This is a genomic window from Streptomyces sp. NPDC032721 (assembly GCF_055579625.1).
This window is the reverse complement of the sequence record NZ_JBVIMX010000032.1, coordinates 1-17,344: the sequence shown is the minus strand read 5'-3', so window position 1 is coordinate 17,344 and position 17,344 is coordinate 1. Positions and strand designations below refer to the sequence as shown.

The following is a 17,344-nucleotide window of genomic DNA, read 5'->3' as shown; positions in this document are numbered from 1 at the left end:
CGCGGGTGCCCGGTCGGACACCTCTCACTCGACCAGCCATGTGGAGGAGTTCACGGATGGGCGGCATCGCAGGATGGGTGGATTTCCACCGCGACCTTGTTCCCGACCGGCACATCGTGCTCACCCAGTTGGCCACGCTGGCTTGGCGGGGCACGGGCGGCGAGACAGTCTGGGCTACCCGGAATGCTGTGATCGGGCACCGCCGCCGGACCGCCGCGGCCGAGCCGACGAGCAGTGTCCCGGTGGCCGATGGCACGACGGTGCTGGCGCTCGATGGTGATCTCTCCAACTGTCGTGAGCTGCGTGAGGAGTTACGGCTCCTGGGGCACAGCTTCCGTACTGGGGACGAGGCTGAGGTGGTGCTCCGCGCTTATGCCCAGTGGGGCCAGGACTGCCCTGCCCATCTGGACGGCGCACTCGCCTTCGCCCTGTGGGACACAGTGGCCGACCGCCTGCTGCTCGTACGAGACCGGCTCGGCATCAAGCCGCTCTTTTACCACCTGACGCGGACCGGAATGGTTTTCGGCTCCGAGCCCAAGGCCGTGCTGGCCCACCCGCTCGTCGACGCCGTCGTCGACGCCGACGGATTGCGCGAACTGCTGGCCTTCACCAGCACGGTGGGCCGCTCCCCGCTCGTCGGCATGCGGCGGGTGCGCCCCGGCGAGGCAGTGACGTTCGAGCGAGCAGGCACGAGCGAGCAGCTGTACTGGCAACTGGCCGCCGCCCCGCACACCGAAGACCTCCCAGCTACTGTGCGCCGGGTGCGCGAACTCCTGGAAGCCTCGGTTGCCAGACAGCTCGACGCCAACGAGCCCCTGGGCGTGTTGCTGTCGGGAGGCATCGACTCCAGTACCGTGGCGGCCCTAGCCGCCGGGATACTCCGCCGACGTGGCGCAGAGCCGCTGCGTACGTTCACGGTTGGCTACACAGGCGGCCAGTCCCAGAGCAGCGGTCCGATGCGTTCCGCCGAGGACACCCCCTATGCCCGCGAGGTGGCCGAACACATCGGCTCCCGGCACGAATTTGTCGAGCTGGACGGCAGTGCTGTGGTCGACCCCGTACTCCGCCGCACCGCGATCCGGGCCCAGCAGGACATGCCGGTGGCGGCGCCGCAGTTTCCCGCTTCGCTGCGGGCTCTGGCTCGGCGCATTAGCGACAAGGTGGGCATTGTCCTGTCCGGTGAGCAGGCGGACACCGTGTTCGCCTCCTTCATGGGGATGAACGACCCGGCTGTAGTCTCCGCCCCGACCTATCCCTGGATCGCCGCCACCGCCCACCATCTGCCGCCCCAGGGACTAGGGACCGGGCTGTTCGGCCCGGATCTTCTCAAGGAGCTGGACGTTCCCGGCTACTGCGCCGACGCCTGCCGGGACGAGCTGGCTCAGGCACCCGCTCTGCCGGGAGAGGGCCCGCAGGCACGCCGCATGCGAGAGATCTCGTATCTGCACCTGCGCGGCTGGCAGGAGTTCGGCTGCGCGCTGGACGACGGCGCGAGCATAGCCGGCGGCGTGGCACTGCGCTGGCCATACTGCGATCACCGGCTGGTGGAGTACCTGTTCAACGTTCCGTGGGAGATGAAGAACTTCGACGGGAAGCCGAAGAGTTTGCTGCGGGCGGCCTCTGCCGACCTGCTTCCCGCCTCGGTGCTCAAACGCGAGCCCAGCCAGTTCCCCACGGGGCGTGACCCTGCCTACGCCCCGCTGCTCAAGGCCGAGCTGGAACGGGTGCTCGCCGACCCGGCCTCGCCCGTGCTGCCCCTACTGGATCTCGACGCGGCCCGCGCAGCGGCAACCAAGCCGATCGAGCCACGGCGGGCATGGCGGGACCTCACCGACATAGAGATGGCCCTGCAGATCAACCAGTGGCTCGACCAGTACCGGATTCGAATCGCCATATGACCGCTGCCGCACACCACGGGGTGCAGACATGACCAAGCCCACAGCCCGACTGAGTACCGCCAACCTGACCCAGCTGGAGCACATGGCGCTCCACAGTGAACTCAACGTAGCCGATGGACACGCTCGCCAGGAGCTCGGCGCCGGGCAGCAGCGGATCATGGACGAACTGCCTACGCTGTTCGAGAAGGCCGCGGCCCAGCCAGTCCAGGAACTCGAGCGGGAGGCACACCGGGCCTTCTTCCACTTGCTCAGCCAGCACAGCTATCCGGCGGAGCGTGTGCTCAGCTGCTACGCCTCCTCGGTCGCCATGGAGATCTTGGCCAGGTCGCTGGTCACCGCGACCGATGCCGTCGCGCTGATCCACCCGACGTTCGACAACATCCCCGACATCCTTCGCGGTGTGGGTCTGCAGCTGGTTCCCCTGGAGGAGGAGGCCCTGCACGCGGGCAAACCGCTCCCGTCGGGGATCGGCTGTGTCTTCGTCACCACGCCGAACAACCCCACCGGGCGCGTGCTCCAAGAAGACCGGCTGGCCTCCCTGGCGGCGGAATGCCGGGCCAAGGACATCGTGCTGGCGCTGGACACGTCTTTCCGCGGTTTCGACAACCGGGCGCACTACGACCACTACGCCGTTCTGGAGTCGAGCGGCTGCCGCTGGGTCGTCATCGAGGACACCGGTAAACTGTGGCCAACGCTCGACCTCAAGATCGGCATGCTGGCGTACGCCGATCACCTGCGGCTGCCAATAGCCAAAATCCACTCGGACATCCTGCTGGGCGTCTCCCCCTTCATCCTGGCACTGGTCGAGCGGTTCGCCGTGGACGCGGCGACCGGCGGGCTCCGCGAACTCCACGCCTTCATTGCCGAGGGGCGCCGCATCATCCATGACACGCTCCGTGACGTGCCGGACCTCTCTTTTCCGGACCCGGACAGCCGGGTCAGCGTGGAGCGTGTGGACCTGGGCGAGCGCCGGTGCACGGAGGTCTGGTCCGCGCTGCGCGACCGCCAGGTCTATGCCTTGCCCTGCACCCAGTTCCACTGGGCCGACCCGGCCTCAGGAGAAGGCTCGCTGCGCCTAGCGCTAGCCCGACCCCACACCACCCTGCGCGTCGCCGCCCGCGAGCTGCGCTCCGTCCTCCTGGCCCGTTGAGCAACCGTCATGCACACCTCGTCTTCCCTGCCGAAATGGTGGGTTCCGGGAATCGTGCAGTCGGTCGCCCCCGCCGGGGCGACCGACCTGGCGACCGGCTACCTGTCCCCCGACTTGCTGCCTGTCGGCCTGCTGGCAACTGCCTACGCCGACGCACTGTCCGAGTATGGCCCGGCCGCCCTGACGTACGGTGCAAACCAAGGCGTACTGCCGCTGCGCCGAGCGCTCGCCGAGCGCGCCACTGCTTCTGCAGGAAGCCCGTGCGGACCGGAGCATGTCCTGATCACAGCCGGGACCTCTCATGCCCTGCACCTGCTGGCCACGGTCCTCGCCCGGCCGGGCGACGTGGTCCTGTGCGAAACCATCAGCTACGACCTCGGCAGGCGTATCCTCGCCGACTGCGGGCTACAGCTGTACTCAGTCGCCACGGACTCCCGGGGCCCGGATCCACAGGCACTGTCCGAGGCGGTCCGGCGGCACCGCGCCGCCGGGCGGCGGATCGCGTTCGCCTACCTCATCCCCACCTTCCACAACCCCACGGGACTGCTGGTGGATGCGCGGCGTCGGCGCGAGCTGCTAGCAGTGGCAGCAGACTTGAACCTACTCATCGTCGAGGACGATGCCTATTGCGACCTGCACCTCGACCCGGTCGTGATACCGCCGTCGCTGGCCGCCATGGCGAGCTACGCACGAGTGATCCGGCTGTGTACCTTCGCCAAGACGCTCGGGGCGGGGCTGCGGCTGGGCTGGATGCTCGCGGATCCCGTGTTGATCGCTCGGATCGCGGCCGACGGGCTGCTGTCGAGCGGCGGCGGTCTCAACCATCTGGCCTCGCTCGCCGTTGCGACGCTGCTCAGCAGCGGCTCCTACGACGCCCACCTGCGGTGGCTGCGCGGGGAACTGCGGGACCGGCGCGACGCGCTTGCCACCGCGCTGGGGACCGGGCCGGGCATCTCACACGGCGGGTTCTTCCTGTGGCTGCGTCATCTGGACGTCGCTGAGGCCGCGCGGGCCGGGGTCCTAGTGGCCGACGGCGCGCGGTTCGGAGCACCGGCCGGGGCGGCCGCCCGCCTCAGCTTCAGTTTTAACCCGCCCGACGTACTGGCGGCGGCCGGGCGCCGGCTGGCCGCATTGAACTCCCTCGCCTAGGAAGGACCCCTTGTGGAAAAGGCACACAGGACGTTGATCGTGGCTCGGATGCGCCCGTCGGACGCCGATTCGGTAGCCGGGATCTTCGCAGAGTCCGACGGCACGGAGCTGCCGTACGCAATCGGCGTCTCACGCCGCACACTTTTTCGCTTCCACGACCTGTACTTCCACCTCGTCGAAGCGAACGGCGACATCACCGACAACCTCTACACGGCCCGAAGTACCGCGCTCTACAGCGATATCAACACCAAGCTGGCGCAGTTCATCTCGCCCTACGACACGGGCTGGCGCGAGCCCAAGGACGCCATGGCCACCTCCTTCTACACCTGGCAGGCGAGCTGAATCATGGCAGGGCACACCGACAACGAGATCCTTGTCCACGCCCCCGCCGACCTCGTGTGGGCGATGACCAACGACATTCCTTCCTGGCCGCGCTTGTTCAGCGAATACGCTGCCACGGAAGTGCTCGCCGAAGAGGGCGACACGATCAGATTCCGACTGACCATGCACCCTGACTCCCAGGGAAACCAGTGGAATTGGGTTTCGCAAAGAGTCAAGGACGAGGCCGCCGGCACCGTACACGGCCGTCGCGTCGAGACCGGATGGTTCAAGTACATGAACCTTTTCTGGGAGTACCAGGACACACCTGCGGGCGTACGGCTGCGCTGGGTCCAGGACTTCGAGATGAAACCAAACGCCCCGTTTGACGACGCGGCCATGACGGACCGGCTCAATCGCGGCACGGCGGTTCAGATGAAGCGGATCAAGGAAATCGTCGAACGCACCGCGACGGAGTGCTGACCCCGTGAGTGTCCTCCTGTCACAGATCTCCATCGTGCTTAGTGGCTTGGTAGCGGGCATGCTGCTGTGGTCAGCGATCGGCGGGGTGCCGTGGATGCTGCGACTGCCCGCCGGGGAGTACGTACGGCTGCACCAGTTCTGGTCGCCTCGCTTTGATCCATTGGCACCGCTCATGGTCGCCGGGGTACTGGCCTGCGACGCAGCCCTGCTGTTCCTGGCCCCCACCGTCATGTCCCGATCGCTGCTGTCCATCCTGGCCACGGCGCTCGTAGCGATCATCGTAATCTCCGCGACCAGGAGCGCCAAGCTCAAGCGCAGGGTCATGAAGCTGGACCCGGACCTACTGCCGGTGGACTGGGCGCGGCGCGATCCTCGCACGGCCTTCTGCAGGTGGAACATGGCTCGCACAGTCCTCGCGGTGGTTGTCTTCCTCGGCAATGTCGAAGTGATGGCGGTGTACACCCGATGACCGGCACCTTTCACGCCCTGCTGGAAATCCGGGTACGGACCGGCACCGAGACTGAGTTCGAACGTGTCTGGCTGGAGGTGGCCCAGGACATCGCCCGCCACCCGGGAAATTGGGGGCAGCGGCTGCTGAGGGGCCTGGAGGAAACCGGCGTCTACTACGTGCTCACTGAGTGGGCCGACGAGGCGACATTCCGAGAGTTCGAGATCAGCAGCGCACACACCGCAAACCGCAAACGGCTCCAGCCGTACCGACAGGGAGGTTCCATGACCATCATGCACGGTATCCACAGCCTGGCAAGTGTCCGGTGAGCGAGCGGGTACGAGTGATCCTCTGGTACCGGGTTCCGGATGAAGAGTCGCTTTCCCTCGCCGAGACCTACCAGCGGATCAGCCAACAACTGGTGGGTACACCCGGGCTGCTGGGCAACGAACTGCTGCGATCCCGTGACGACGAGACCGCAGTAATGGTCACCAGTTACTGGGAAAGCTACAGCCACCTACAGGATTGGGTGCACAGCAGTAGTCATCGCCGCACCAGCCCTCTCCGGCCCTATCTCGACACCAGGAGAGCACAGCCGTACGAAACATTCGATGTGCTCTCCGCCTTCTGAAACCGGTCCACAACGGCTCATCACGTAGACACAGGGAGAGAGATGGCAAACGAGCCCGACATCACGCTGGTCCGATCCACGGGCGGGGAAGTGACGTTGTACATCGACGAGATCCAGGCCATGCAGGGGTGGGAGCGCGCGCTGATGTGGCGCTCGGCCGACCTGCTCTGTGAGCGCGGCGGGGAATTCCTAGAGGTCGGCCTCGGCCTGGGCTACTCCGCGCTGCGCATCGCTGATCGCGTGGACACGTTCCGGCATACCGTGATCGAGAAGCATCCCGAGGTCATCAGGCTCTTCAGAGCCGAGCACCCGGACTCGCCGGCGACCCTGGAAATCGTCCATGCCGACTTCTTCGACTACGTCGACCAGCTCGCCCCCAACAGCTACGACGGAGTGTTCTTCGACCCCGAGCTGCCCAAGGCGCTCTTCGAGGACCGGGAGCTCATGGACGAGCTCATGTCGAAGGTAGTGCGGGCACTCCGCAGGGGTGGCTCGTTCGTGCCGATGTTCTCAGTCGAGGGCCTGGTGCCCGAGGAGGCGACCTGCACCGCGTCCACGGCCACGATGCTCGACCGCTATCTGCGCTATTTCGACCGTGTCGTGGTCGAGCGCCACAAATACCACGCCTACGCCGGTACCGCCTACACCCCGGCGGAGCAGGGCGACGCCTTCATCCTCTGCTTCACGAAGGACTGACCGGCCCATCCATGAACCTCCAACTCTGTCAGATGAGTTGGACTACCTGAACGACAGCCAGGAGGCAAACATGCTCGAGAACACCCATCCCAAGACGCTGCGCGCCGGCGCGTTCGTCGCCATGGCCGTGGGCGCCACCGTGCTGGCCGCGGGCCCCGCGATGGCCGCGTCGCCCCACCTCGACGTCACCCCCAGCTCCGGCCTGTCCCACGGTCAGACGGTCACCGTCTCCGGCACGGGATATGTTCCGGGGAGCAAGCTTGGAATCGCCGAGTGCGACATGGACTTCACCAAGCGGCTCGCCTGCAGCAAAAAGAACGTCATCCTGACGGTGGACCAGAACGGTGCCTTCAGCACCCCCCTCACCGTCGAGAAGGCTTTCAAGGGCTACGACCTGGAAACCGGCCAGGAAGTCGGCGACGTGGACGCCGCTGTCAACGAGGTGGGCATAGGCACGATTTCCATGGACGACCCCGCCCAGCAGCGGGTCATCGTTCGCCTGTCCTTCTCCTGAATTTCCCCGGGCGCCCCTCCCGGTTCCACCTGTCGCTGTGGGCCCAGCGGCCCGCAACGGCGGTTCGGCGGTCAGGGGGTGTCCTCTTCTCGAAGATAGTGGAGCACCGCCGCCACGCGGCGGTGCTCCCCCTCGGCGGGCTCCAGGAGGAGCTTGGCGAAGAGATTCCTGATGTGCTTGAGCACCGCCGCCTCGGTCACCCCCAGCGCCCTGGCGATGGCGGTGTTGGATTTGCCCTGGGCCATAAGGGCCAGTACCTCACGCTCGCGCGGGGTGAGGCGTTCCAGCGCAGCGCGGTCTCTGCGGTCCTCCAGCAGTCGCACCACCACCTCCGGGTCGACCACGGTGCCTCCTGCGGCCACCCGTTCCACCGCCTCCAAGAACTCCTCCACATCACCGACCCGGTTCTTTAGCAGATAGCCCACGCCCCGGCCGTTCCCCGGCTCCAGCAGCTCCAGGGCGTAAGAGCGCTCCACATACTGCGACAGCACCAGTACCGCGGTCTTCGGCCACTTCCCGCGGATGTGCACGGCGGCACGCAGCCCCTCGTCGCGGAAGCCGGGCGGCATCCGTACGTCCACCACCGCCACGTCGGGGCGGTGCGCGGCAATTGCTGTAAGCAGTTCCTCCGCATCGCCCACTGCGGCGACCACCCGGTGTCCGAACCGTTCGAGGATGTGCCGCAGCCCCTCGCGCAGCAGCAGCGCATCATCAGCGATCACCACGTCCACTCGGCCTCCTCGGTCACGATGTCCACTCCACTTCCGTATGCACGACGGTGGGACCGCCGACCGGGCTCGACAGCCGTACGGTCCCGCCCAGCGCGGCTACTCGGTCCACCACGCCCAGCAGGCCGCTCCCCCGCTCCGGGTCCGCTCCACCGTGGCCGTTGTCCTTGACCTGCAACGTCAGCCATCGCCGTCCGCCTGGAGCCGTTCCTGCAGTCAGGGCCAGCTCGGCCCGGGTGGCACCGCTGTGCTTGGCGACATTGGTCAACGCCTCACACCCAGCGAAGTACAGCGCCGACTCCACGCCCCCGGGCGGCCTGTCATCCCCGTTGACTCTGCATACGGTCACCGGGACCGGGCAGCGGCGCGCCGCCTCGGCCAGGGCTCCGGCCAGGCCCCGGTCGGTGAGGATCGCGGGGTGGATACCACGCACCAGGTCCTGTAGTTCGCCCAGGATCTCCTGTGCCTCGGTGTACGCGCGCTGGGCCAGCGTCCCCACTTCGTCTTCCGTGTCGTCGAGTTCCAGCTTCAGCAGGCCCAGAGTCATGACCAAGCCGGTGAGCCGCTGTTGGGTGCCGTCGTGCAGATCCCGTTCCAGCCGTCGCCGTTCGCTGTCGAACGCGTCGGCCAGACGGGCGCGCGAGCGGTCCACCTCGATCAGCCGCAGCTGCAGATCCCGCGTTTCGGCGGGGGCCAGCAGGACTCTGGCCAGTACCGCTTGCGCGGTGGCGACGACGGTGGCCACTCCTGCAGCCGGTACCGCAAGCAGCAGTCCGCACACGGCCACAGACCAGGCCAGAGCCGGATCGCCGACTACCGTTTGCCAGGCGGGATTCACGGTGTGGGAGTCCGCTGCGAGGCTCCACAGCGGCGCCGATGCCGGGCCGAGCACCATCGCCCCGACCACCAGCAGCAGCGCCAGGTCGACCGGCGCCAACAGGCACAGCAGCAGAGCGTGTCCGGTCTCGCGCCACATCCCGGCGTCGGCCAGCAGTTCCCGCGCCCGGACACCGCGCACCGACCGCGGAGAGGCGACCGACCGCCGGTCCACCAGCCGCAGCCTGGCACGCTCCCAGTGCCCTACCCTCCGTGTCCACACAGGGATGCGGCCCAGCAACCACACTCCGATGACCAGGGGGGCTGTCACCAGCCCCAGCAGGAGCAGGAGCAGCACCCCGGCCAGCCAGACCATTGCCACGGCCGGCCCGGTCAGGAGGTACGCGACGGAGCGCCATGGCACGGCCGACCCCAGAATCCGCCAGCGTGCTGCGGCCAGTTCCTCCCACGGCCCAGCAGCTCCACCCTCGACTCGCCTTCCGCTCCCCATGGTGCCCACACTAACCAGCGGGACGGCAGGCTCCCCAGCGGCAAAAGAACAAATGGGGACCGCCTCCAGGGCAGTTGGGGAGCAGTTCGAGCGGCGTTGTCTGCGCTGCCCGGCGTTCCTAGGCTGCGGTCATGACACGCCTGACACAGCAGGCCGGACTCCGGGGGTACACGCTGCCCCTGTCGCCTTCCGGGAATTCCGCAATGATCACGCCACCTCCGTGGCACTTCTCCGGAGAAGTGGTGATGGTGGACTTCCGCGTGGACCCTGGTGCGGCCAGGCGGTTTCTGCCCCCGGAACTGGAGCTGGGGCCGGACCCAGGCGCGGCCGCGGCAGTGTTCGCCGACTGGCAGTGGTGCTCGGACTCTGGTGCCGAACTCGCCGACCCCGTGCGTTGCCAGTTCAAGGAGTTCCTCATCCTGCTGGCCTGCTCCTACCGGGGCGAGCCCATGGCGCGCTCTCCGTACGCATGGGTGGACCGGCCGGTACCCATGATGCGGGGGTGGATCCAAGGGATGCCCAAACAGTTCGGCTCCGTCCACCAAACCCGCCAGGTACACGTGGGTAGGGCGGGCCCGCGTGCTGCCGCGAGCGGCCGACTCTCGGGAAGCCTCGCCGTCCACGACCGGCGGCTGGCGGAGGCAAGTGTGCAGCTGACCGGCCCCGCCGGGCCCCCGGCCCTGCACACCGTCCCTCTGGTGCACAGCAGGTATTTTCCCGCCTGGGTTCCGGGCGAGGCCCCGATGCATGACCTGGTGGCATCGACGACGACCGACGTCGAGTTCGGCGAGGTCTGGTCCGGAACCGCCACGCTCCGCATTGACGCAGCCGACCCCGACCTGGCGCTGCTCGCCCCGGTCGAAGTCGGCCCCGGTTATGCCTTCTGCTACGCGGAGACCCTACGGGGCGGCCGCCGCCTGACATGAGCGGCCGCCGCCCGCACCTAGAAGAACACCGAGGTCCCGGCGTCCACGCGCCGCCGGAACACCCACCACATCCACACTTGCATCGCCGCCAACAGCGGCAGCAGCACCATCGCGAACGTGCCCATCACCTGGAGTGAGGCCGCGTCGGCCAGGGTCTCGGGAACCTCAGGGGCCAAGCGTGCGAGGAGCATCAAAATGGGGGAGGCCGTGGCTATTGAGCTGAGCGCCAGTGCCGCCCCGTAGCGGCCCTTGCGTAGCACAGCTCCCGTGAGCCACAGCGCGACGGCAGCAAGGATACCGAGCCCGCCGACAGGAAGAACCACGTCTGCCTGCGTGGGTACCACGAACACGATACCCATGACGACAGTGAGCGCCAGCAGCCCGATGGACGGCCACCGCAGCCGCAGGACCATGGCAACGGCCTTCGAAAGGTGATCCCCTGACAGCCGCACGGCAAGGAAGACGGCGCCGTGTGAAGCGAGCAGCACGGGTACGGTCACTGCCCACAGCAGGGAGTAAGGGCCGAATAGGTGGCCGAGGCCGACGGTCCTGCCCTCAGCGGGCAGACCGCCGAACAGGGCACCAACCAACAGGCCCCAGAAAACCGCGAACGCCCCGCTCGCCAGGACAAAACCCCGGTCCCACGCCACGCGCCAGCGGGCCGACTCCTTCCGACTGCGGAACCACACCGAGACATCCCGCAGTACCCAGATCAGCAGCCCTGCCACAACTAGCGGGTACAGACCACTGACTACCCGCTCCTCCAGCAGTGGGAACGCTGCAGCAAGCACGCCGCCCGCAGCCACCAGCCACACCTCGTTGCCCAGGAAGAAGGGCCCGATCGCGCCTAACAAGGCACGGCGCGCAGGCTCGTCGGGGCCCAGGCGGCGCAGCAGCAGGCCGGTGCCGAGGGCGAACCCGTCAGCGATCAAGTGTCCGGCGAGGAGCAGTCCCAGACAGACTGTCCAAGCGGCGGTCATCGCATCCCTCGCACTCGGTCGGCTACCGGTTCTAAACGCGCAGATCCCAAGGTTGTTCCAAACAGAGTGTCGTCCGGGCCCTGCCGGGCGAACCTGGCGATCAGCCAGTAGTCGATGCCAGCCAGCACAGCGAGCACCGCGGTGAAACACACGAAGGAGACCAGCACGGTGGTGGTGCTGACGTTGGAGACCGCCTGCTCGGTTTTCAGCAGGCCGTAGACCGTCCATGGCTGACGGCCCACCTCTCTGACCAGCCAGCCGCAGATCACCACGGCGAAGGGCAGCGGAATCATCGCGACCAGCAGGTACAACGGCACCCGCAGTCGTATCAGCCAGTCCTTGACCAGGAGCAGCACCAGACAGAGTGGGAGGACGAGCGCCATGACAAAAGCGCTGTTCATCATGATCTGGTATGGAGCGGAGATCCAACCGGGCGGTGCGAAGTCACCAGGTCCGAAGCGACTGTTGACCAACTCCCTGGCGGCCACCATCCGGTCCGGGTCGCTGTACATGGCGGCGAGCTTCATCGGCTGGTACTTCTCGATGACTACCTCTTGCAGAAAGCCGTAGTGGATGATTGAGAACACCCCGACGAGGGCCACCACCAGCCCCCAACGCAGCGAGCGGCGGAAGACGTCCGTCTCGACCGTACGCCGGAGGAAGTGCCAGGCACTGATGCCCCCCACGAACAGGCCGCCGGCCAAGAGGGCCGCCGAGGCGATGTGCAACATCGCGTCGATCAGGCTCGGGTTCCCCAGCAGCGCACCGAAATCGGTCAGGCTGACCGTGCCGTCACGCATTTCGTAGCCGACTGGATTCTGCAGAAAGGCATTGGCCAGCAGAATCCAGTACGCCGAGGCAAATGCGGCGAGGGCGACCAGCCAGATCAGGGCCAGATGGACCCACCGGTTGAGCCTGTTCCAGCCGAATATCCACATCCCGAGGAACGTGGCCTCGATGAAGAAGGCGGCCAATGCCTCCACTGCCAAGGGGAGGCCGAAGACGCTGCCGGCGACCTTGGACAGGCCGGACCAGTTGAGACCGAACTGGAACTCCATCACCAGCCCGGTGACGATCCCCAGGGCGTAGTTGATCAGGTACAGGTTGCCCCAGAATTTGGTCATCCGGACGTAGACCGGCTTTCCCGTGACCATGTGCGCCGTCTGCATACCGGCCACGAACACCACTAGGCCGAGGGACAGCGTCACGAACAGGAAGTGAATTGATGTGGTGGTGGCGAACTGCAGCCTCGATAAGAACAGTTGATCCATCGTCGCTCCGAACTCGCGCGCCGACACGGCGGGGTGAAGGCTGGCCGGTTGGCCGCTTCATCCCGCCGTGCCGGGCAAGGACTGAAGGTCAAACCCGCTCGGAGAGCCGGGTGTTGACTGCGTCGATGAGTACACGGGGAGATGTTCCGGCCCTCTCCTCGGCAAGATTGATCCCGTATTCTCGCTCCACCCGTACGCATATCTCCAGTAGGGCCAGCGAGTCGTACTCCAGATCGGCGAAGGCGACGTCGAGAATGTCCCCATCGAGGTCGACATCGGATGCCTCACCGACCGCCTCACGCATGATCCGACGCAGATCCTCCAGCGTGAACTGACTCATTTCGCACTCCTTTTCCTTGGTGGGGGATGGGCGGAAGCCGCAGTGTGACGGCGGCCACCAGGCCCGCCGCCGCACACGCCGCAGCGACAAAGAAGACGGCTCCGACCGCCGGGCCGTACCCGTCGCCGTCCAGGCGGAGCCGGAAGACTCCGCTGAGCACGGCGAGTCCGATGGCTCCGCCGAGCTGGCGGCTGAGGGACTGCACCCCGATGGCCGCACCGAGGTCGCGGCGCGGTGCGTTGTTCATCACCGCGACCAAGTAGACCTGGAACATCAGCCCCAGCCCCAGGCCGAAACAGACCGTGCACCCGGTCAGCAGCCCCACTGGCGCGTCAGCGCCCAGTACAGCCACGCCGCCCAGGGCCGCCGTTCCGCCGGTCAGCAGGGCTACGCCCGCGAGGCCGAACCCCTGTGGGCGCCCCACCCTGGCCATCAGCGGGCTTCCGACGAGGGAGACGATCAGGGTTCCCACGGTGATCGGCAACAGGGCGGCCCCCGCGCGCGTGGCACTGGCACCCGTGGTCATCAGCAGTAGTGGCAGAAAGGTGAGCGCCGCAAACATCGTCAGGCCGGTCAAAAAGCCCTGAAGACTCGCCACGACCAGCACCGGATTGCGGAACAAGCGCAGCGGCACGACCGGTTCCACCGCACGGTGTTCGGTACGCACCCAGAGCACCAGCAGCATCAGTGCGGCTGCGAACAGGCCGATCACAATGGGCGAAGTCCAGGGGTATGTACTTCCGGCCCAGTTGGACGCCAGTACCAGGCAGGTGCACGCCCCGCCGAGCAGCGCGGCACCGCGGTAGTCGATCGGTGCCCCGTTTCCCGGGTGCTCCAGACGGCGAGTGGTGAGAATCAGGACGAGTGCGATGAGGGCGACCGGCAGTGTCAGGAAGAAGGTCCAGCGCCAGCCGAGGCCATCGGTGACGAGCCCGGCCAGGAACGGACTCAGCGCGGCACAGCCATTGAGGCCGGTGGAGAAGTAGACCTGGTAGCGCAGCCGCTGCCGTGGATCCAGCAGCTCGGCGTATACGGCGAAAGCCGATACCAGCAATCCGCCCGCGCCCACCCCCTGCACCACACGAAAGACGATGAGCTGCGTCATGGACCCGGCCAGCCCGCACAGCACGGTGCCGATCGACACGATGACCAGGGCCGCGATGAACACGGGCTTGCGCCCGTAGAGGTCGCCGAGCTTGCCGTACAGCGAGGTGGTCACAGTGGAGGCCAGCACGGCGCCCGTGGTAACCCAGGCGAACAGGTCCAGCTGTCCAAACTCCCTGACGATGGCGGGCAGTGCGGCGGCCGTGATGTTGAGGTCGATCATGGCCAGCAGTTGGGCAAGGACCACCGCCGTGAGAGGCGCTGCCAGACCGCGTCGCCGAGCGGATGGTCGGGCTGTGTGGGTATGCGTCATGGGTCATCCTCGTGGTCGTCCGGTGCGGGCAAGGGGTACGGCACCCACCAGAACATCTGCGCCTCGCCAGCTAACTGCAGGAATTTCCAGCACCGTTGGAGCCACCTTGGCCTCATGATCCGTACAGCTCCGAAGCCGTACCCAGCAGTTCGTGCACCACAGTGCGCAGCGTGGCGGCCGGCTGCTCTGCTGCGGTGGGCGCTGACCGCCGGCGCCAGGCAACGATCCCGTCCGGCCGGATCAGGGATGCGCCGTCCGGGCCAACGCCGTAGCGGTGGCACCACGCGGCGACTCCTTCCGGCACCTGTTCCTCGGTCATCGTCCGGGCGGCGATGCCGACTTTGAGTTCCGCTGCCACCCGGCTGGCCGCTTCGACCCAGGCCCCACCCGCGGGTCCAGCCAGCAAGGTGAAGGACCGGCCGAACAGATCGAGCGTGGAGGAGCCCGGGGGGTGCAGAGCGAGATGCGGCGCCCGGGTACCCACCTGTCCGGTTAGCTCGTCAGGGGGAACCACCAGGGGCGCTGTCTCGTCCTGCCCGTTACTCAAGCCCGTGCGGTAGCGGTAGCCGAACGTCAGGGTTAGATCGTCGACCAGCTCGGCCTCGGGGCTCGGTCGGCCGAACCCGGTACGCGTGGTCACCCGACGCAGGCACTGGTCCACGGTGAACTCGGCCACCAGCGCCCGCTCGTCCTCGTAGCTGTCCAGCAGCGCGGCTCCGGCCCGGCCGCGCAGTACAAGCGCGATTTTCCAGGCCAGGTTATGGGCGTCCTGGATACCAGTGCTGGCGCCGAAGCCGCCGACAGGCGGCATGAGGTGTGCGGCATCCCCAGCCAGGAAGATCCGTTGGTCGCGGTAGCGCGTGGCGTGCAGCGCTGCCAGCTCCCAGGTCTGCGTGCCGACAATGCGCGTCGGCAAGTCCGGCACCCCCACCGCGGCCCGCACCAACTCCATGCAGCGCTCGTCGGTGTACGGCGGCACGCCGCCGGTGTGCTGGAGGTAGAGAGTGCCCTGCTGCAGCGTGTCGTCGTGTACCAGCAGGCCGTCGACCATCTGGTTGTGGATCTGACAGATGGCGAACCGCCGGCCGCGCAGCGGGCCTCGCAGATCGGCCTGGAACACGATGCTGAACTGGTGCGGGAGGGAGCGGGTGCCCTTCATCTCGATGCCGAGGTGCCGACGGATCGGGCTGTGTGCACCGTCGGCGGCCACCAGATACCGCGCTTCGATCCGCCGCCCGTCGCCCAGGTGGGCCACCAGGCCGTCTCCGTCCTGCTCGAAGGACTCCAGCGCGGATCCGAAACGCAGGTCCGCGCCGAGTGCTTCAGCATGGCCGCGCAGGACCGGTTCGAGCCTGTCCTGGCCGCACAGTGCCCACCGGGAGGGGCTGAGTGTGTCCAGGCCGTCGTCAGTCGGAAGGTCGGCGCGGAACACTTCCTTTCCGGCGAGGCTCTCGACCCGGGCCCGTATGGTGTGGTCGGCGAAGCCGCGGCTCGCCTCCCGGATGGCGGGCTCCAGCCCGATCTGGCGCAGCAGTTCCACGGCTCGGGGGTTGATGCCCCTGGCCCTGGGGTGTGACGACGGGGCAGCACGCCGCTCGACGAGTACGCAGCGCACGCCGTGCCAGGCAAGGAACGCGGCGGCCGACAACCCTACGATGCCGCCGCCGACCACCAGCACCTCGGTGTGCTCCCGATGCGTGCGCGTCACGGGCGACGAGCCGACATCAGGGTGTTATGCGCGCCGAGCGGGACGGCGCTGATGTCCTCGAAACCCGCCTCGGCCAGCCACGAACGGCACTCGCCCAGCGTGTACTCCGAGCCATGGGGCGTCACCATGAGCATGTTGAGGCTGGTAAGCAAGGCCCCCGCGGAACCGGCACGGTCGTCGTTGATCATAGGGTCGCAGATGAGTAGCCGGCCCTCCGAAGGCAGTGCTTCGAAGACTCTGGCGACAAGCTGCCTGCGCTCCGGCACCCCCCAGTCGTGCAGAACATGGCTGAGGACGATGGCTTGGGCGCTCGGCATGGGGTCGGTGAAGAAGTCACCGGGATGGAACGTGACCTTGCCGGTCAACCCCAGTGAGGCCATGTGCTCGTCAAACACCGCCTGCACGCCGGGCAGGTCCTGAACCCCTGCCGTCAGATGGGGGTGGCGTCTCAGGACCGCAGCGACCAGATTGCCCCTGGCGCCACCGACGTCGACAACGGAGTCCACTGAAGACCAATCGAATGCCTCCGCGAGCACCGGGCCGATCATGCCGTTGAGGTAGTCCATCCCCGCGGTGAAGTCCCGCCAGGCGGCCGTGGTCCGGTACTGCTCGGTGAACATCGAGGGGCCCGAGCCCCAGCGGTTCTGCGGTTCACCGGTGCGCAGTGCTTCAGCCAGCTGGTTCCAGCGGGCATCGGCTTTAGAAAGAAACGATCCGACATAGGTGGAACGTTCGGAGTTGAGATAGTGCTCGGCGAGCGGGGTGTTGTGATAACGGTCCTGCTCTCGGATGAGCATGCCGAGGGCGACCAGCGCATCCAGGAAGTCCTTGGTTCCCCGGGGGTGCAGCCCAAGCTTATCGCCGAGTTCCTCGGCGGTGGCCGGGATGCTGGACAAGGTGGTGAACACCCCGAGTTCGGCGGCGGTCAGCACGGTCTTGCGGCTGAAGTACGCGGTGCCCAGACGCCACAGGGGTTCGGCGCTGATGGGCTCGGCGGGCAGGTCGGGCAGATGCGTGGTCATTGAACCTCCATCAGTGAGAAAGGACCGGTGCCTCGAACGTGAGGCGAGCGGCGATCCGCGTGCGGCCGATCACCAGGGCGATTGCCACGACGATGGGCAGCAGTGACAGGATGAGGAAGTAGCCGGGCGGCGGACCGGAGCCCGTCGGCAGGGCAAGCCGGGCAAGCTGGCCGCCGGTCAAGGCACCGATCGCTCCGGCCAGCCACCACAACCCCATCAGCCGGCTGGTGGCTCCCCGGGGAGCCACCTGGGCGGTGACGGCCAGACCGGCGGTGCCCACGATCAGTTCGGCACAGGACTGGAGCAGATAGATGGCGATCAGCCACACCGCAGACACC

Annotated in this window: 20 protein-coding genes; 11 read left to right on the top strand and 9 right to left on the bottom strand. The window is 67.2% G+C overall.

Annotation, left to right across the window (positions count from 1 at the left end; genetic code table 11):
- Window positions 1–56: 56 nt before the first annotated feature.
- The 10 genes from asnB to ACZ5PB_RS40160 all read left to right on the top strand — a co-directional run bounded on the left by asnB (window position 57) and on the right by ACZ5PB_RS40160 (window position 7,287).
- On the top strand, window positions 57–1,898 hold the full coding sequence (asnB, locus tag ACZ5PB_RS40205; protein ID WP_468698360.1) for an asparagine synthase (glutamine-hydrolyzing): 1,842 nt from the start codon (window positions 57–59) through the stop codon (window positions 1,896–1,898).
- 28 nt (window positions 1,899–1,926) lie between these two features.
- Window positions 1,927–3,048, top strand: coding sequence for an enduracididine biosynthesis enzyme MppP (mppP, locus tag ACZ5PB_RS40200; RefSeq protein ID WP_468698359.1), 1,122 nt, complete (start codon window positions 1,927–1,929; stop codon window positions 3,046–3,048).
- A 9-nt stretch (window positions 3,049–3,057) separates the two neighbouring features.
- Entirely contained in the window at window positions 3,058–4,197 is a 1,140-nt protein-coding gene (locus tag ACZ5PB_RS40195; RefSeq protein WP_468698358.1) for an aminotransferase class I/II-fold pyridoxal phosphate-dependent enzyme, read from the top strand.
- 12 nt (window positions 4,198–4,209) lie between these two features.
- Complete coding sequence (locus ACZ5PB_RS40190) at window positions 4,210–4,539, top strand: TcmI family type II polyketide cyclase (RefSeq protein WP_468698357.1); 330 nt, start codon at window positions 4,210–4,212, stop codon at window positions 4,537–4,539.
- Window positions 4,540–4,542: 3 nt separating this feature from the next.
- Window positions 4,543–4,998 (top strand): SRPBCC family protein, encoded by a 456-nt coding sequence (locus ACZ5PB_RS40185; protein WP_468698356.1) that lies wholly within the window; start codon window positions 4,543–4,545, stop codon window positions 4,996–4,998.
- A 58-nt stretch (window positions 4,999–5,056) separates the two neighbouring features.
- Window positions 5,057–5,467 (top strand): DUF1772 domain-containing protein, encoded by a 411-nt coding sequence (locus ACZ5PB_RS40180; RefSeq protein ID WP_468698354.1) that lies wholly within the window; start codon window positions 5,057–5,059, stop codon window positions 5,465–5,467.
- The gene (locus ACZ5PB_RS40175) at window positions 5,464–5,775 is read left to right on the top strand and encodes an antibiotic biosynthesis monooxygenase family protein (RefSeq protein ID WP_468698353.1); all 312 of its coding nucleotides are present in this window, start codon (window positions 5,464–5,466) and stop codon (window positions 5,773–5,775) included. The genes ACZ5PB_RS40180 and ACZ5PB_RS40175 overlap by 4 nt, the downstream gene beginning before the upstream one ends.
- Complete coding sequence (locus ACZ5PB_RS40170) at window positions 5,772–6,077, top strand: antibiotic biosynthesis monooxygenase family protein (protein ID WP_468698351.1); 306 nt, start codon at window positions 5,772–5,774, stop codon at window positions 6,075–6,077. Before ACZ5PB_RS40175 ends, ACZ5PB_RS40170 begins: the two co-directional genes overlap by 4 nt.
- 42 nt (window positions 6,078–6,119) lie before the next feature.
- Entirely contained in the window at window positions 6,120–6,773 is a 654-nt protein-coding gene (locus tag ACZ5PB_RS40165) for a methyltransferase domain-containing protein (RefSeq protein WP_468698350.1), read from the top strand.
- 70 nt (window positions 6,774–6,843) lie between these two features.
- Window positions 6,844–7,287: an enediyne antibiotic chromoprotein gene (locus ACZ5PB_RS40160; RefSeq protein ID WP_468698348.1), complete on the top strand. Its 444-nt coding sequence runs from the start codon at window positions 6,844–6,846 to the stop codon at window positions 7,285–7,287.
- 71 nt (window positions 7,288–7,358) lie between these two features.
- Here the strand turns inward: ACZ5PB_RS40160 and ACZ5PB_RS40155 are convergent, their stop codons facing one another.
- Complete coding sequence (locus ACZ5PB_RS40155) at window positions 7,359–8,012, bottom strand: response regulator transcription factor (protein ID WP_468698347.1); 654 nt, start codon at window positions 8,010–8,012, stop codon at window positions 7,359–7,361.
- Window positions 8,013–8,031: 19 nt separating this feature from the next.
- The gene (locus tag ACZ5PB_RS40150; protein WP_468698345.1) at window positions 8,032–9,255 is read right to left on the bottom strand and encodes a sensor histidine kinase; all 1,224 of its coding nucleotides are present in this window, start codon (window positions 9,253–9,255) and stop codon (window positions 8,032–8,034) included.
- Between the two features lie 218 nt (window positions 9,256–9,473).
- Here ACZ5PB_RS40150 and mppR point away from each other — a divergent pair, with 218 nt between their 5' ends.
- Entirely contained in the window at window positions 9,474–10,268 is a 795-nt protein-coding gene (gene mppR, locus ACZ5PB_RS40145; protein WP_468698343.1) for an enduracididine biosynthesis enzyme MppR, read from the top strand.
- A gap of 17 nt (window positions 10,269–10,285) precedes the next feature.
- Here mppR and ACZ5PB_RS40140 read toward each other — a convergent pair whose 3' ends face one another.
- From ACZ5PB_RS40140 to ACZ5PB_RS40110, 7 genes are all read right to left on the bottom strand, one after another.
- On the bottom strand, window positions 10,286–11,248 hold the full coding sequence (locus ACZ5PB_RS40140) for a cytochrome d ubiquinol oxidase subunit II (protein ID WP_468698342.1): 963 nt from the start codon (window positions 11,246–11,248) through the stop codon (window positions 10,286–10,288).
- Entirely contained in the window at window positions 11,245–12,519 is a 1,275-nt protein-coding gene (locus ACZ5PB_RS40135) for a cytochrome ubiquinol oxidase subunit I (RefSeq protein ID WP_468698340.1), read from the bottom strand. The genes ACZ5PB_RS40140 and ACZ5PB_RS40135 overlap by 4 nt, the downstream gene beginning before the upstream one ends.
- 88 nt (window positions 12,520–12,607) lie before the next feature.
- Window positions 12,608–12,859, bottom strand: coding sequence for an acyl carrier protein (locus ACZ5PB_RS40130; RefSeq protein WP_468698338.1), 252 nt, complete (start codon window positions 12,857–12,859; stop codon window positions 12,608–12,610).
- On the bottom strand, window positions 12,816–14,276 hold the full coding sequence (locus ACZ5PB_RS40125) for an MFS transporter (RefSeq protein ID WP_468698337.1): 1,461 nt from the start codon (window positions 14,274–14,276) through the stop codon (window positions 12,816–12,818). Before ACZ5PB_RS40125 ends, ACZ5PB_RS40130 begins: the two co-directional genes overlap by 44 nt.
- 112 nt (window positions 14,277–14,388) lie before the next feature.
- On the bottom strand, window positions 14,389–15,984 hold the full coding sequence (locus ACZ5PB_RS40120) for an FAD-dependent oxidoreductase (RefSeq protein ID WP_468698335.1): 1,596 nt from the start codon (window positions 15,982–15,984) through the stop codon (window positions 14,389–14,391).
- Window positions 15,981–17,006, bottom strand: coding sequence for a methyltransferase (locus tag ACZ5PB_RS40115; protein WP_468698333.1), 1,026 nt, complete (start codon window positions 17,004–17,006; stop codon window positions 15,981–15,983). The genes ACZ5PB_RS40120 and ACZ5PB_RS40115 overlap by 4 nt, the downstream gene beginning before the upstream one ends.
- A 10-nt stretch (window positions 17,007–17,016) precedes the next feature.
- A partial coding sequence (locus tag ACZ5PB_RS40110) for a POT-type proton-dependent oligopeptide transporter (RefSeq protein WP_468698331.1) occupies window positions 17,017–17,344 on the bottom strand: 328 nt, incomplete at its 5' end.

Excerpts from the sequence above, each read along its gene's own strand:
- ACZ5PB_RS40160 (WP_468698348.1), top strand. The coding sequence starts at position 6,844 with ATGCTCGAGAACACCCATCCCAAGACGCTGCGCGCCGGCGCGTTCGTC.
- ACZ5PB_RS40140 (WP_468698342.1), bottom strand. The coding sequence starts at position 11,248 with ATGACCGCCGCTTGGACAGTCTGTCTGGGACTGCTCCTCGCCGGACAC.
- ACZ5PB_RS40180 (WP_468698354.1), top strand. The coding sequence starts at position 5,057 with ATGCTGCTGTGGTCAGCGATCGGCGGGGTGCCGTGGATGCTGCGACTG.
- asnB (WP_468698360.1), top strand. The coding sequence starts at position 57 with ATGGGCGGCATCGCAGGATGGGTGGATTTCCACCGCGACCTTGTTCCC.
- ACZ5PB_RS40185 (WP_468698356.1), top strand. The coding sequence starts at position 4,543 with ATGGCAGGGCACACCGACAACGAGATCCTTGTCCACGCCCCCGCCGAC.
- ACZ5PB_RS40165 (WP_468698350.1), top strand. The coding sequence starts at position 6,120 with ATGGCAAACGAGCCCGACATCACGCTGGTCCGATCCACGGGCGGGGAA.
- mppR (WP_468698343.1), top strand. The coding sequence starts at position 9,474 with ATGACACGCCTGACACAGCAGGCCGGACTCCGGGGGTACACGCTGCCC.
- ACZ5PB_RS40115 (WP_468698333.1), bottom strand. The coding sequence starts at position 17,006 with ATGACCACGCATCTGCCCGACCTGCCCGCCGAGCCCATCAGCGCCGAA.
- ACZ5PB_RS40125 (WP_468698337.1), bottom strand. The coding sequence starts at position 14,276 with ATGACGCATACCCACACAGCCCGACCATCCGCTCGGCGACGCGGTCTG.
- ACZ5PB_RS40195 (WP_468698358.1), top strand. The coding sequence starts at position 3,058 with ATGCACACCTCGTCTTCCCTGCCGAAATGGTGGGTTCCGGGAATCGTG.
- ACZ5PB_RS40135 (WP_468698340.1), bottom strand. The coding sequence starts at position 12,519 with ATGGATCAACTGTTCTTATCGAGGCTGCAGTTCGCCACCACCACATCA.
- ACZ5PB_RS40130 (WP_468698338.1), bottom strand. The coding sequence starts at position 12,859 with ATGAGTCAGTTCACGCTGGAGGATCTGCGTCGGATCATGCGTGAGGCG.
- ACZ5PB_RS40175 (WP_468698353.1), top strand. The coding sequence starts at position 5,464 with ATGACCGGCACCTTTCACGCCCTGCTGGAAATCCGGGTACGGACCGGC.
- mppP (WP_468698359.1), top strand. The coding sequence starts at position 1,927 with ATGACCAAGCCCACAGCCCGACTGAGTACCGCCAACCTGACCCAGCTG.